This window comes from Planctomycetota bacterium, from assembly GCA_018242585.1.
In the GTDB taxonomy this organism is placed as follows: domain Bacteria; phylum Planctomycetota; class Planctomycetia; order Pirellulales; family PNKZ01; genus JAFEBQ01.
The window spans coordinates 61,829-76,378 of record JAFEBQ010000016.1; the positions used below are offsets into that span (position 1 = coordinate 61,829).

Genomic DNA, 14,550 nt, shown 5'->3' on the forward strand with positions numbered 1-14,550 from the left:
CCTAGACGCTGGCCGCGGCTTGCTGGGCCTCGGCCAACGCTTTGGCCAGGTAACGTCCCGTGATCGAGCGCGACTGTCGGGCCACGTTCTCGGGCGTGCCCGTCGCGACGACTTCGCCCCCTTCGTCGGCCGCGCCGGGGCCCAGGTCGATCAGGTAATCGGCCGACTTGATCAAGTGCAGGTTGTGCTCGACGACGATCAGCGAATGTCCGACGGCCAGCAGGGCCTCGAAGCAATCGAGCAACTGCACGATGTCGGCAAAGTGAAGCCCCGTGGTCGGCTCGTCCAACAGGAACAACGTCCGCCCGCGCTTGGCGGCCGAGATATAGGCCGCCAGTTTCAGCCGCTGCGACTCGCCACCGCTCAAGGTGTTGGCCGGCTGTCCCAACCGCAGATAGTCGAGTCCGACGTCGATCAGCCGCTTGAGCCGCGCTTGCACCTTGGCGTGGCCGCGAAAGAACGTGAACGCTTCGCGAACGGTCATATCGAGCACGTCGGCGATGTTGCGGCCGCGATAGTTGATGTCGAGAATCTCGCGGCGATAGCGCCGGCCGTGGCACTGGCTGCATTTCATGAACACGTCGGCTAGGAACTGCATGTCGACCTGGATATAGCCGTCCCCTTCACACTGGCTGCAACGGCCGGCTTCGTTGTTGAAGCTGAAATGGGTGGCCGTGTAGTTGCGGGTTTTGGCGTCAACGGTCGCGGCAAAGACGGCGCGGATTTCGTCGAAGGCCTTGATGTAGGTCACCGGGTTCGAGCGCGGCGAACGGCCGATCGGCGCTTGATCCACCAGCACCACGTCGCCAATCTGACCGTCCCCCAGCACGTCATCGTGCGCCAATGGCGGAGTCGTCTCCTTCTTCATTCGTTTGCACAGCGCCGGATACAGCGTGTCTTGCACCAGCGTGCTCTTGCCGGCGCCGCTCACGCCCGTGACCACGCAGAGCATTCCTAGCGGAAACTCGACGGTCAGGTTTTTCAGGTTGTTCCCCCGCGCGCCGGCCAGGCGAATCCAGCCGTGGTTCGGCGTGCGGCGGCGCTGGGGGCTGCGAATGATCCGGCGTCCCGCCAGGTAGTCGCCGGTCAGACTGTCGGGCGACTCGATCATTTCCTCGGGCGTCCCCTGAAAGACGACGCGGCCGCCGCGCTGGCCCGCGCCGGGACCAATTTCGACCACCTGATCGGCGGCGCGGATCATCGCCTCTTCATGTTCGACGACGATCACGGTGTTTTGTCGCGCCAGCAAGCCGCGGATCGCGCCGATCAACCGGTCAGTATCGCGCGGGTGCAGCCCGGCCGACGGCTCGTCAAGGACGTACAGCATGTTGACCAGGCTGCTGCCGATGGCCGAGGCCAGCGCCACGCGCTGCGACTCGCCGCCGCTCAGCGTCCGCAACGACCGATCGAGTGTCAGATAGTCGAGCCCCACCACCACCAGAAAGTTCAACCGGGACTGGACCTGTTCGAGCATGGTCCGGGCCACTTGCCGCTCGTGGTTGCTCAGTTCCAGGGCTTTCAAGAAGCCGAGCGCGTCGCCGACTTTCATGGCCGACAGCTCGGCCAGATTCTTGCCGCCCACGCGCACCGACAAAGCGTCGGCGTTCAGCCGCCGGCCTTCGCACGTGGGGCACGTGCGATAACTGCGCCAACGACTGAGAAAGACGCGGTTGTGCATCTTGTACTTGCGGCGCTCGAGCCAGGCAAAGAACCCGTTCAGGCCGCCGAATTTCCGCTCGGGCACGCCCGCGACGATCAGCGCCTTTTGCGCCTCGGTCAACTTGCCGAACGGCACATCGACGGGCAGCTCGTAATCGCGGGCGAGCGCCAACAACTCTTTCAGCTCATGCTCGTAGGCCGGCGTGTTCCACGGCGCGATCGCCCCCTCTCTTAGCGACTTGCTCGCGTCGGGGACGATCAGGTTCCAGTCCAGATCGATCACATTGCCGAACCCTTCGCATTCGGCGCACGCGCCGAGCGGGCTGTTGAAGCTGAACAGGCGCGGCTCGGGCGTGGGGTAATCGATGCCGCAATCGTCGCAGCGCAATTGGGTGCCAAAGCCGAGCCGACGCCAGGGCTGGCCGTCGAGTGTCGCGGGCACGCCGGCGGGCAAGACCTCGGTACGCACCTCGGCCGGTAGCCAGACCGAACAATGTCCCGCGCCGTGGCCGAGCGCCGTCTCGAGCGAGTCGCGCAGCCGGGTTTCGCCTTGCGCCCCGGCGGTCAGCCGGTCGACGACGACGAATACCTTCTCGGGGTTCCAATCGGCCGGCGCTTGTTCGAGCGTGATGGTTTTTTCGTCAGCGATCACGCGCTGAAAGCCCAGGCTGCGGAGCCGTTCGACCAGCGGCGCTGTGCCGTCGCTTTCTTCGGCGTGCGATTCAAAGGCCAACAGAAACCGCGTTCCCTCGGGCAAACGCCGCAAGGCATCGACGATCGTTTCGGGGGACTCGCGGCGAATCCAGCGGCCACAGCCGCGGCAGATCACGCGGCCGATGCGGGCAAACAGCAGCCGCAGGTAGTCGTGCGTCTCGGTGGCCGTGCCGACGGTCGAGCGATTCGAGCGTGTCGAGCTGTCGGCGGCAATGGCGATGGCCGGCGGCAGGCCGTCGATCCGCTCGGCGGCGGGCTTTTCCAGGCGTTCGAGGAATTGCCGGGTGTAAGCCGAGAAGCTTTCGATGTACCGCCGCTGGCCTTCGGCATAGAGGGTGTCGAACGCCAGGCTGCTCTTACCGCTGCCGCTCAGGCCACAGAAGGTGATCCAGCGATAATGCGGCAGATCGAGGTCCACTTGCTGCAAGTTGTGAACTTCGACGCGACGCAGCGCGATGACACGCTCGGGCACGGGCAACTCTCTGGGCTCAAGGACAGGGTTTCGCAACTTGCCATCGTAGACCAGTGCTGGCGAAGGGACTAGCGGCGCGGGGAGCGTTAAGTTGGCCCATGAAAAGGAGTTTGGTACATCGATTGTATTTTGCATACAATTCATACAAGTTTTTGTCGCGTTGAAGTTTAGGTATTGTTATGTTGTGGAAAACTTGCCATCCGAACGAGGGTCGCACCGCTCATGGCATCTCCCGTCGTTTTTCGCAACATTCGCGAGCAAATCGCCAATCATCTGCGGCAAGAAGTCTTGTCGGGGCGCGTGCGTCGGGGCGATCCGCTGCGCGAAGTCGAGCTGGCCGAACGCTACGGTGTCAGCCGGTCGCCGGTTCGTGACGCCCTGCTGCAACTCACCCAGGAAGGTCTGCTGGTCGCCGAGCCAAATTGCGGCGTTCGGGTTCACGGCGGGCCGAGCGAGACGCTGCGGCCGTTGGTGATTTCCCTGCGGCGGCAGATCGAACGGTTCGCGCTCGACTTGGTGTTCGACGAGCTCGACGAGCCGGCGCTGGCCTCGTGGCATTCGATCCTCGATCGGCTCAAATGGGCCTGTGACGCCAACGACTTTGCCGGGGTGATCGAACACGATATGGCGTTCCACCGCTGGATCATCGAGCGGACTGGCGACGCCGACCTGGTGGCGGTCTGGCTGCCGATCGTCTCGCGGATGTTGCTGGTCTATTCGCGGCACGAATCGCTGAGCGAAGTCTACCCAGAACACCTGGCCGTTTTCAACGCGGTTCGGGCCGGCGATCGCGCGGCCGCGCTCGCGGCGCTGGAGGCGAACATCGTATGAGCCTCACGTTGCGTTCGGCGGTCAGCGCTTGTGTTTCAATCTTCGTGGCTGCGGTGGCGCACGCCGCCGAGCCGCTTGATGCCGAGCCGTTGTTCCAGCGCGAAGTGTTGCCGGTACTGCGCGAAAAATGCTTCGGCTGCCACGGCGACGGTAAGGAGCTGGAAGGGGGGCTCGACTTGCGCTCGCGGGGGGCGTTGCTGCGCGGCGGCGATTCGGGCCCGGCGCTGGTGCCGAAGAAGCCGCGCGAAAGCCTGCTCTACCAAGCGATCCTCTGGGACAATGAAGAACTGCGGATGCCCCCTCAGGCCCGCAACCGATTGGGGGCGAATGAAATCGCCTCGATCGAACGCTGGATCGAAGCCGGCGCCCCGTGGCCCAAAGCGCGCGCGGGCAAGTCCGCCGCGCCAGAAGACCAACAAGCTGAAGGGACGCTCGTGTCGACCAGCGGTGGGTTGAGCGAGGCCTGGAATCAGCGCCGCTACAAGCCCGACGAGATTTGGGCCTATCTGCCGATCCAGCGCCCGCAGGTGCCAAAAGGGGCCGCGCATCCGATCGATGCGTTCCTCAACGAGGAGATCGCTGAGGCCAAGTTGCAACCGGCCCCGCGCACCGACCGGCGAACGCTCGTGCGGCGGGCGACATTTGATCTGCTCGGGCTGCCGCCACGACCGGAGGATGTGACGGCCTTCGACGCCGACGACGCGCCCGAGGCATTCGCGAAGCTCGTCGATCGGCTGCTGGCCAGTCCGCACTATGGCGAGCAAGCGGCGCGGCACTGGCTGGACGTGGTGCGCTATGCCGACACCAGCGGCTTTTCCAACGATTTCGAGCGGCCGAACGCCTGGCGCTATCGCGACTATGTGGTTCGCAGCTTCAACGCCGACAAGCCGTTCTACCGGTTCATCGTCGAGCAGATCGCCGGCGACGAACTCGACGCCAAGGATCCCGAGTTGCAAATCGCGGTCGGCTATTTGCGAATGGGGCCGTGGGAACACACCTCGATGAGCGTGGCGGCCGTGACGCGGCAGCAATTCTTGGACGACGTCACGCACGGCATCGGCGTGACGTTCCTGGGGCAGGGGCTGCGGTGCGCGTCGTGCCACGATCACAAGTTCGATCCAGTGCCGACGCGCGACTACTATCGGCTGCAAGCGGTCTTTGCCCCGACGCAACTCACCGATCGTCGCGTGCCGTTCCTGGCCAGCGAGAAGCTTGGCGACGTCAGCGAGGAGCAGGCCCGCCTGCGGCGCTTGATCGCCGAGTGCGAAGCGACCAGCGACGCGATCACCGCCAAGACCAAGGCGGCCCTCGAACGGGTTCTGGCCGAGTGGGGCGTGAAGGACATCAAGGAGCTATCGGGCGACGAGCAGCAGAAGCTCCGTCTGGTTGGCCTGGACGAGATCGAGAAAAGCACGCTCAAGGTGACCGAGAAGCGGAAGTCGTACCTCGAGCGCGAGCTGAAGCGGTACGAGCCGATCGCCTTCAGCGTCTATAGCGGCGCGCCGCGGCTTTACTTCTCGCCACGACTCAATAACGACATGCCCCCCGAGGCCAAACGCCGCGGCGAAGCGCCCGACGTCTGCATCCTGACCGGCGGGGCGCTCGACGCGCCGGGCGATAAGGTCGAGTCGGGCGTCTTGTCGGCGGTGGCCCACTCGAACAGCCGCGCGGAACCGAGCGCCTGGAACAGCGTCCCCCCCGCGGTCGAGGGGCGTCGATTGGCGCTGGCGCGCTGGATTGCCAGCGGTGAGAACACACTGACGGCCCGCGTGATTGTGAATCGCGTCTGGCAGCAGCACTTTGGCCACGGGTTGGTCGCCACGCCGAACAACTTTGGCAAGATGGGGGCTCGGCCGAGCCATCCCGAGCTATTGGATTGGCTGGCCACCTGGTTCATTGACCACGGCTGGTCGATCAAGGGGCTGCACCGGCTGATCATGACCAGCGACGCGTACGCGCGGCGGTGCGACCCGGTCGACGCCAACGCGGTGGCCCAGGCCGACTCGCGGAACGCGCGACTGTCGTACTATCCGCGTCGCCGGTTGGCGGCCGAGGAGATTCGCGACGCCATGCTGGCCGCGACCGGCGAGCTGAACCCGCGGCTGGGCGGGCCGGGCGTGTTCGTCGAGCTGAACTGGGAAGTGGCGATGCAGCCGCGCCACATTATGGGTTCGGTCGCGCCGGCCTATCAACCGGCGACCGATCCGCGCGAGCGGCACCGGCGGACGCTCTACGCGTTTCGCATTCGGACGCTGGCCGATCCCATGCTCGAAGTCTTCAACCAGCCGGTCAGCGACACTTCGTGCGAGTGCCGCGACAACACGACCGTCACGCCCCAAGTGTTCGCGCTGTTCAATGCTCAACAAGCCCACGATCGCGCGTTGGCGCTGGCCGCGCGACTGGAACGCGAGGCGTCGGATCGGCCGGCGCAAATCGCCCGGGCGTTTGAATTGGTTTATGGTCGCGCGCCGCGGGCCGAAGAGACCGCTCGTGCCGTCGAGCACGTCGAGCGGATGACTGCTTGGCATCGACAGCACGAGCCCCAGCGCGTCGACCCGCCGCGCTCGGTGCGGCGCGAGATGATCGAGGAGATGACCGGCGAGCCGTTCATTTGGGATGAAATGCTCGACCGGATGAAGTCGTTCCAGTCGGACTTGAAGCCGTGGGATGTCGGCCCGGGGACGCGGGCGTTGGCGGAGTTGTGTCTGGTGCTGTTCAACTCGAACGAGTTTCTTTATGTGCGCTAAACTTTTTGTGCCACCGCGGCGCGAGTTTCTCTATGGCCTGGGGGCCACGCTGGGGACGGCGGCGCTGAATACGTTGTTGCAAGCCGACGAAGCGCGCAAGATCGACGGGGCCGCGAAGTCGGGTGGTGATGCAAACGCCGAGCGCGTGAACCCATTGGCGGCCAAGCCGGCGCATCATCGGGCCAAGGCCAAAGCCTGCATCATGCTGTTCATGGAGGGTGGCCCCAGCCACATCGACACGTTCGATCCCAAGCCGAAGCTCAACGATGTCCACATGCAGGCCTTCGAGCGCCAGGATAAGTTCGCGTCGGCCATGGCCAGTGGCCAACGCTACTACGTGCAAAGCCCGTTCAAGTTTCGCCAGGTCGGCCAGTCGGGCCTGCAGATGTGCGACGTCTGGGAGCACCTGCCGCGCGTGGCCGACGAGTTGTGCGTCTATCGCGGCTTGCAGGCCCAGTCGATCAATCACCCGACGGCTTGTTATCACATGAACACGGGGAACCAGTTCGGCGGCGACCCGGCGCTGGGGGCCTGGGTCACGTACGGGCTCGGCAGCGAGAACGCCAATCTGCCGGCGTTCGTCGTGCTGCCCGAGGCGGCTTATCCGCAAGGCGGGGCCGCGAACTGGGGGAACGGGTTCATGCCGGCGTTCTATCAAGGGACGTCGCTGCGCGCGGCAGGCTCGCCGATCTTGGACTTGCGACCGCCGCGCGGCGTGACCACCGAGCTACAACGGCGGAACTTGGACTTGCTGGCCGAGTGGAACGAGGCGGATCGGGCCCGGCATCCGCACGATGACGAACTGGCCGCGCGGATGCACGCCTATGAGCTGGCCTTTCGGATGCAGGCCGACGTGCCGGCGATCGTCGATTTGGGACAAGAGAGCGAAGCCACTCGCCAGCGCTACGGCATGGGCCAGCGCGAGACCGACGACTTTGGTCGGCGGTGTTTGTTGGCGCGGCGGCTTGTCGAGCAGGGGGTCCGCTTCGTGCAGGTCTACTCGGGGGGCTGGGACTCGCACGATTTCATCGAGCGGTCTCATCGCGCGCGGATTCGTTCGGTCGATCAGCCGATCGCGGCGCTGTTGGAAGACTTGAAACAGCGCGGGCTGCTGGACGAGACGCTGGTCGTCTGGTGCGGCGAGTTTGGCCGTTCGCCCGACAATGGCGTGCGCGGCGGCGCCCAGGCGGCCGGCCGCGATCACAACGCGCGGGCGATGGCCATGTGGCTGGCCGGCGGGGGCGTGCGGCGCGGGCAAGTGATCGGCGCGACCGACGAGTTGGGGGCCACGGCCGTCGAGGCGGTGCATCCGATTCGCGATCTGCACGTGACGTTGCTGCACCTGCTGGGGCTGAGCGACAACCAGTTGACCTACTTTCACGAAGGGCGGTTCAAGCAACTGAGCCAAACCGGCGGGGAAGTGATTAAAGAGCTGCTGGGGTAGCGGTGGCCAGGCAATTGAACCACAAGGCACAGAGTAGGAAATGACGAATGATGAAGAGCATTCAACCACGACGGCACGACGGTCACGACGCCGGAAATGCGGCAGCAGTTTGAACCGCAGAGGCGCAGAGGGCGCAGAGAAAACCGCTGAGGTGGGCAAAGAGAACTCGTGGGCCAATTTCAGGTGAATGGAGTTTAGGCATTTGTCATGCGGATGCCGTCATTCCCGCGCAGGCGGGAATCTAGTGGTGACGGTTGGCGTCTAGATTCCCGCCTGCGCGGGAATGACGCTCGAACTCGAATGCCGCCGACAGATCGGCGCGCAGCGTCACCCGGATTCCGCCAGGGTGCAACTGGCCACGGACTACTGACAACTGACGAATTGCGGGCCGGCGTCAACCCTTCTCCCCCGGGGAGAAGGTGGCCGAAGGCCGGATGAGGGTCCACCCTCCACTTCAAACGGCGCCCGCCTAGCTTAGCTTTTCCTCAAGCAATCGAGTCGCGTTCTTGGAGGCCGTCGTGTCCGGCCAGCGTTTGATAATGGTCCGGCAGACCAACGCGGCTCGTTTGGGATCGGTTTGCAGAACATCCTTGGCATGGGCCAAATAGCGATCGGCTTCCGACGGTGGTGATACGGAGACTGGGGCGGGTGTCGCTAACGGTTCCGTCTTCGCTTCGGCTTCCGGTTCCCAATCACCCACCAGATCATCAATACTTGCGGTAGGACTCTGCTGGCCCTTGTTGAAACTGGCGATCGCGGACATATCGACTTGTTCCGCGTTCGAGCTAAATAGCTTGGTCTGGCAGTAGCGACAAACCCGCGCTTCGAGCTTTATTGTCTCGGCACAATTGGGGCACTTCTTGGTGGTGGCTGCTGCTACCTCTTGCTTGTTGATGCTACGCAGAATGAGCATGTCGATGAGCATCACCAGATTCAGAGACAGCCACGATCCCAGCAACCCATATAGTCCATATCCGGCATAGGTGTAGATTGCGATTAGCAGACAACCGATGCCTGAGAATGGCCGGTCCATGTAGAAGTAACCCAGACCAACCAGTACGAAGTTCAAACCAATGGCGACGGGCAGACTCTTTTCTCGAACGGCCATGAGGTGTACCCCAAATAAAAAGGAGCGTCGAACCAACGCCGCTCGCAGAACCCCGACCAAGGGGCAAACAGAACAGCACCGGCCGACGCCCCCTTGCGGAGGCGCGGTCCAAGCGCCGCTTCTGTTTTCAAGAGCCTTACGGCTCAGGTTGGTCGTTTCTGCGAAGCAGCAAACTTGACGCACGCGCGTCATTCGAATTGTTTCATTAAGCGGACAAGTTCTCCTGGAATAAGGACTTAACGGTTCCTAGTTTAGTGTCAGCCGCACCAGCGAGCTAGCCTGGTAGGGTGTACTCTCTGCACCTTAGATTGAGTGTCCTGGCCAAATGCCAAACGATTCGCCACCACGGTCAGTGCCGCTATCAGCCTGATTCACTTCCCGCGCCCGCAGCGGAGTATAAGGTGCATGGAGTGCATCCTACGGGAGTGGCCTACCAAGTCTCGGCCTTAAGCATTGCGCGGCGTTGACCCTCATCCGGCCTTCGGCCACCTTCTCCCGGGGGGAGAAGGGTTGCTTCATGCTCCGTGATGATGGGAGCGCTGTTGTTGGGTAGCGATGTCTACGCGCTCTGCTTCACGGTGGCTAGTTCGAGCAGGCTGGTCTCGAGACCTGTGCAGATGTCGTCGAGCGGCAGGTGGTTGATGTTCTTTGTGGCGAACGGGTTTTGTAGCTCGGTGCCGATTTCTTCGATGGCCAACATCGGGATCGCCACGAACATGGTCACCAGCGGCGCCAGCCAATGCACGTCTTGTAGAATGCCGAACGGCAAGGTCGCCAAGAAAACAAACAGAAACTGCCGCACGACGATCGCATAGGCCCGGGGCAACGGCGTCTGTAGAATCCGCTGACAGCCGCCCCAGTGATCGACCAGGCCGATTCGCTCGCGCTCCATTTGCAGATGGGCCGCGGTCGACAACTCGCCGCGCGCGGCCGTCTGTTGCAACAGCTCGGCGATTCGGGTGCTGATCCACAAGGGGGCTTGCGTCACGTCGGGTATCGCCTGGGCCGCGACGTCGGCACCGAGCAGGCGCGCCGCCTCGGGCAGTTCGTGCTCGCGGCGCAGATTGCGCCGCACGGCATGGGCATAGAGCACCACCCAGCGGGCCAGTTCCTCGCGCCACGCACCGGCGGGGGCATAGGCCACACCCGCCGACACCAACGCTCGGCTCTGGTTGGTGATACCACCCCACAGCCGGCGGGCTTCCCACCAGCGGTCATAACCCGAGTTGGTCCGCAACACCAGCAGCACGCCCAGCACGCCGCCGCCGACTTCGTAAGGGGTGATGCCGAGCGAAAGCGGGAAGGGCGTCACCGCGTCGAAGTAGAGCGCGAACAGCGACAGTCCAATAAACGGCAACGAGGCGATCGTCACGTGCAGCAAAAACCGCCAGTATTCGCAACTGAGCGGGATGATGTCGGCCCAGAAGTAGGTGGCGGCGCGATGCGGCATTTTTGGCGCGAAGCGGAGTTGAACGCGGTTGTGAGTCGAACGCCCCCGGTGAATCACCGGGGGCTAAAGGTCGTTTGTCGCCATCGCAAGAGGGCTCGGGACGGCGCTCGATTCCCTCTTGTCGCCGCGCGACACCGACAACCAGTTGCCGGCGCTACCCACTAAAGTGTGCATGTCGAAGGTTCTACGCCTTGCTGTGCAATGCCGCGATCATTCGTTCGGCGTGGTCGCGGTCGATCGGCTCGAAGCGGCGTGTCTCGCGGCGATAGGCCAGCATCTCGCCGGTGGCGATATTGAACCAGCAGCCGAAGAGCCGCAAGTTGCCCGTCTGCATGCGCTCGCGCACCAGTGGATAGGTTCCCAAGTTTTCCAACTGCACCAGGACGTTGAGTTGGGAAAGCTGGTCGTGCAGTTCAATCGTCGGGTCCAAGGGGCCTTCGTTGGCCAGCCGCATGGCCGCCGAGGTCGAATGGTGCAGCCAGCGCTCCAGGTTCGGCGTTTCGTCGGCCGAGACGCCAGCCAACGTGGCTTTCATGGCGCCGCACTCCGAGTGGCCACAGACGACGATGCTGCTGACCTTCAGGACCAGCACGGCGAACTCGATGGCGCTGGCTTCCGAGACATCGCCGGTCGAGTGCCCCTCGTACGTGGCCGGCGGCACCAGGTTGCCGACATTGCGCGTCACGAACAGGTCGCCCGGGTCGGTCGAGGCCACCAGGTCGGGCACGACGCGGCTGTCGGAGCATGAGATGAACAGAGCGTCGGGCGTTTGCCGCGAGGCCAACTTTCCGAAGCGCTCGACGTACTCGGGGAGCAGGTGTTCGCGAAACTCGACAATGCCGCGGATGAGCTTTTCCATGTCGTGCTGACTTCCAACGAGGGTGATGGGAACGATGCCTGACGAGTACGCCGCGCGTGACGGAACGCGGGGCGTCGGGCGGCGCGCGGGGATATTATAGGGTCGCGACGGCCGAGGCCGTCAGGCTCTTGACCCGGGAAAATGTGGGAAAAACCCGCGAATGACCCCGCTCGCGCGGCCGTCTTTAACAAACCGGGGCCGACGGGTAAGATGCTGGTTTCGCGGCACGGCGCGCGATAGCGCTCCGACCGCGGCTCGCGCGCCGGCGGGTCAGATCATATCTTTTCGTTCATGCAAGGTGCTGCCCATGCCTGTGGTCAACTTCGTTACCGAGAAGAAGCAGATCAATGTTCCCGAGGGGGCCAACCTGCGAACGGAAGCGATGCAGGCGGGGGTGAAGCTGTACAACGGTCTGAATGGGTTCGGCGCCAAGCTGAACGAAGTGTTCAACTGCCACGGGCTGGGACATTGCGGCACCTGTCGCGTGCTGATCACCAAGGGGCTGGAAAACGCCAGCGAGATGGGGGCGATGGAAAAGATCACCTTCAAGGTCGGCGCCGGCGCGTTCGCGTATATCGGCAACGAAGCGAACATGCGGCTGGCTTGCTGTGTGAAGGTCAACGGCGACATGGACGTGGTGACTTGCCCCGAGTTCAACCTGTTCGGCGATAACTTTTTTAGCTAGTTCGCGTTGCTACGCTACTTTCATTTCGTAACGCGCCGCCCGCCCACGCCCGTGATTCGATATCCTGGTCTTCAAGTCCCGCGCGGCCGCACATGAAACAGGTGGTGGCGATCGTCAAGCCGTACTTGGCCGAGAAGGTGCTCGACAGTCTGAAGCGAGCACCGCTCGAAGCCGTCAGCGTCACGGAAGTGAAGGGCTATGGCCGGCAGAAGAACTATCTCGATCAATACGCCGGCAGCGAATATTCGTTGGCGTTTCTTCCCAAGGTGGAAATCGAGCTGTGGGTCGAGGACAACCGCGTCGAGGAAGTGATCCGCAAGATCGTCGAAGTGGCGCGGACCGGGCGAATGGGAGACGGGAAGATTTTCGTGCTGCCCGCAGGGAAGGAAGTGGGGGAGTTGCGGGGTGGCAGAGTGGGGGGGTAGAGAGAAGGCGCGAAGCGATCGTCTCTGCTCCGGTCGAATCGCTAGTCGCTAATAGCTAATCGCTCCTAATCCAACCAATCTTTTTCCTTCAATCGCGCCGGGACGTATTCCTCGGTCACGTAGCTGATGTCCTTGGAGATCAGCGATTCGACTTCCAGCTTGAAGCCGTTCTTGAGCATCCGCTCGATTTCTTTCTGCCAGGCTTTCTTTTCCTTGAACCAGGGATACTCGGCGATCTGCTTGGCGCGCTTGATATCCTGGTCGTTGAGGTTGATCTTCACGCTGTTCGATAGCTCGCAACGGTCATAGTCGATGCTGCGCAGGCCCAGGTACTTGGCGTCGGGAATGCCCATCCGCACGCTCTCGAAGGCCAGGTTGATCGAGCCCTGCTTCAAGACGCTGTAGATGTAGTATCCCCACGGGTCGTTATCCAGCAGACAGTAGACCGGCAGCTTCAGCTCGTTGTGCAGCCGATGGAGCAACCGGCGCACGCCGCGCGGGGGCTGACCGCCGCCGTGGCTGACGATACAGTTATGCTTCTTCCAGAACTTGTCCTCGGCAAAGCGGCGCCAGACCGTGTCCTTTTCGACGTGCAGGATGAAATCGGCTTGGCACTTCTGGGGGTCGAGCTCGATCACGTCGGGCTCGCAGATCGACGGAATGCTGTAGCCGGCGCTTCCCATTCGGGTACAGTCGATCGTGTCGCCGTTGTCGACCAGGGTGATCGGCCCAACCAGGTTGCCACGGTTGCTGGCGTAGAGGTGCATCTCTTCGCGCAGCGCGTTGAGCGTGACTTCCACGTCTTCGATGATCGAGTCCGACTCTTCCTGCCCCTCGAAGGTTTCTTCCTTGGTCCCCTCGATCGAGTGCTTGAGCATGTAGTACAGACCGCGCAAGCTGGTCGTCTTGCCCTGATCGATCAGCTTTTTGCAGCCGCTACCGACCAGCAGCGTCTGCATGTAGCTTTTGGCTTGGGACAGGTTGAACAGCTCGCGGCGATTGGTGCCCGAGCCCATTTCAATGAACTTCTTGGTCTTGTTGTAGCGGACGTTCGACAGCGACCGGCTGGGGACGTCGAGGTGGGGCGCGCGGCCGTTTTCGGCCTTTTGCTCGACGTCGTTGGCCATGCCGCGCAGGGCCCCCATCGTCTTCTTGTCCTTGGTCGACAGGGTCGCGGTGGCGACGGCCTTTGCAGCTTGCTTCTTTGCCATAAGGCGTTTGGCTTCCGTTCAAATTAGCGGGTGCGATCTAACAGTTCTGATTCGTCTTCCATCTGATACTTGTCGGCGACCGTGCGATCGGTCGTCACGAGATACGCGCTTTCGAGCGTGGTCAGGCCGGGATCGAGCGTGATCCCTTCCTTGCGCATGCTTTCCAAGGTCGAAGCCGCGCTCGGCATCGCATTGATCAACTCATCGAGCGAGGCGACTTGTTGCTTCAGCGATTCGTGCTTCCACAACAATACATAACGCTTGGGCGAAGCGTTGATCGACGACCAGATCGACTCGTACTTGTCGCGGATCGATGGATGCAGTTGGTCACCGAACGACTTGGGCAACGATAGCAGCTTGATCATTTCTTCGACGTCGCCCAAATCTTTGGTCCGTCCCACGCCCGTCAAGGCCGAAGCGATCTTTAGCGTGACCAAGGTCGGTACGTTGAGCACGCGGATGCCGTTGCGCACTTCGGCGACGGCGCTCGGGTCGGGAAACGCGATTTCCTTGGGCTTGCCGTCGCCGGGGAAACCACCGGTAAGCAAGAACTCGATTTTGACGCCCGATTCGGTGTCGCGCAGATTCTTGCTGGCCTCAAAGCGGCGTACATAGCCGCGGCCTTCAAGCTGTTCGTGGATGCGCTGTAGCCCCTCGCGCGTGACCAGAATATCGACGTCCTCGGTAAAGCGATGATACCCGTGCAGGAACAGCGCCATCCCGCCGGCCACGGCATAGGAAACTCCGATTTCGTCCAATCGCTTGGTAACGCGGCGCAAGCTGTCTTGAACCTTGCCGCGTCCCTCGAAGAACACGCTTCCTTCGGACATGGCCCACTCCAAATCCTGGTTCATTCGGGCTTCGAAGGGTTCGACCATGCCGACGATTGGCGGTTGGCCGATGTTCGCACCGAGGTTCTGATTGGTTGGCTCAGGAAGAGGCATA

At 62.8% G+C, this 14,550-nt stretch carries 11 protein-coding genes; 5 read left to right on the plus strand and 6 right to left on the minus strand.

What is annotated here, in order from left to right; translation table 11 throughout:
• Position 1: 1 nt before the first annotated feature.
• Complete coding sequence (gene uvrA, locus JSS27_09040) at positions 2 to 2,980, minus strand: excinuclease ABC subunit UvrA (protein MBS0209084.1); 2,979 nt, start codon at positions 2,978 to 2,980, stop codon at positions 2 to 4.
• Positions 2,981 to 3,067: 87 nt separating this feature from the next.
• Between uvrA and JSS27_09045 the strand changes: the two genes are divergently transcribed.
• From JSS27_09045 to JSS27_09055, 3 genes are read left to right on the plus strand one after another with little or no spacing between them, the layout of a single operon-like run.
• Positions 3,068 to 3,676, plus strand: a complete 609-nt coding sequence (locus tag JSS27_09045; GenBank protein MBS0209085.1) for a GntR family transcriptional regulator — start codon at positions 3,068 to 3,070, stop codon at positions 3,674 to 3,676.
• Positions 3,673 to 6,423 (plus strand): PSD1 domain-containing protein, encoded by a 2,751-nt coding sequence (locus JSS27_09050; GenBank protein ID MBS0209086.1) that lies wholly within the window; start codon positions 3,673 to 3,675, stop codon positions 6,421 to 6,423. Before JSS27_09045 ends, JSS27_09050 begins: the two co-directional genes overlap by 4 nt.
• Positions 6,413 to 7,867, plus strand: coding sequence for a DUF1501 domain-containing protein (locus JSS27_09055; protein ID MBS0209087.1), 1,455 nt, complete (start codon positions 6,413 to 6,415; stop codon positions 7,865 to 7,867). The genes JSS27_09050 and JSS27_09055 overlap by 11 nt, the downstream gene beginning before the upstream one ends.
• A 469-nt stretch (positions 7,868 to 8,336) precedes the next feature.
• Here the strand turns inward: JSS27_09055 and JSS27_09060 are convergent, their stop codons facing one another.
• The 3 genes from JSS27_09060 to JSS27_09070 all read right to left on the minus strand — a co-directional run bounded on the left by JSS27_09060 (position 8,337) and on the right by JSS27_09070 (position 11,284).
• Positions 8,337 to 8,975, minus strand: coding sequence for a hypothetical protein (locus tag JSS27_09060; protein ID MBS0209088.1), 639 nt, complete (start codon positions 8,973 to 8,975; stop codon positions 8,337 to 8,339).
• A gap of 559 nt (positions 8,976 to 9,534) precedes the next feature.
• Entirely contained in the window at positions 9,535 to 10,425 is an 891-nt protein-coding gene (locus JSS27_09065; protein MBS0209089.1) for a hypothetical protein, read from the minus strand.
• 184 nt (positions 10,426 to 10,609) lie between these two features.
• Positions 10,610 to 11,284: a carbonic anhydrase gene (locus JSS27_09070; GenBank protein ID MBS0209090.1), complete on the minus strand. Its 675-nt coding sequence runs from the start codon at positions 11,282 to 11,284 to the stop codon at positions 10,610 to 10,612.
• Positions 11,285 to 11,591: 307 nt separating this feature from the next.
• On the opposite strand from JSS27_09070, the gene JSS27_09075 reads away from it, so the two are divergent.
• Entirely contained in the window at positions 11,592 to 11,969 is a 378-nt protein-coding gene (locus JSS27_09075) for a (2Fe-2S)-binding protein (protein MBS0209091.1), read from the plus strand.
• Positions 11,970 to 12,061: 92 nt separating this feature from the next.
• A complete protein-coding gene (locus JSS27_09080) occupies positions 12,062 to 12,394 on the plus strand; it encodes a P-II family nitrogen regulator (GenBank protein MBS0209092.1) in 333 nt (110 codons plus the stop codon).
• Between the two features lie 65 nt (positions 12,395 to 12,459).
• Here JSS27_09080 and JSS27_09085 read toward each other — a convergent pair whose 3' ends face one another.
• Both JSS27_09085 and JSS27_09090 read right to left on the minus strand, forming a co-directional pair.
• Complete coding sequence (locus JSS27_09085) at positions 12,460 to 13,605, minus strand: DNA topoisomerase IV subunit A (GenBank protein ID MBS0209093.1); 1,146 nt, start codon at positions 13,603 to 13,605, stop codon at positions 12,460 to 12,462.
• Positions 13,606 to 13,628: 23 nt separating this feature from the next.
• On the minus strand, positions 13,629 to 14,549 hold the full coding sequence (locus tag JSS27_09090; GenBank protein MBS0209094.1) for a nucleotidyl transferase AbiEii/AbiGii toxin family protein: 921 nt from the start codon (positions 14,547 to 14,549) through the stop codon (positions 13,629 to 13,631).
• Position 14,550: the final 1 nt, after the last annotated feature.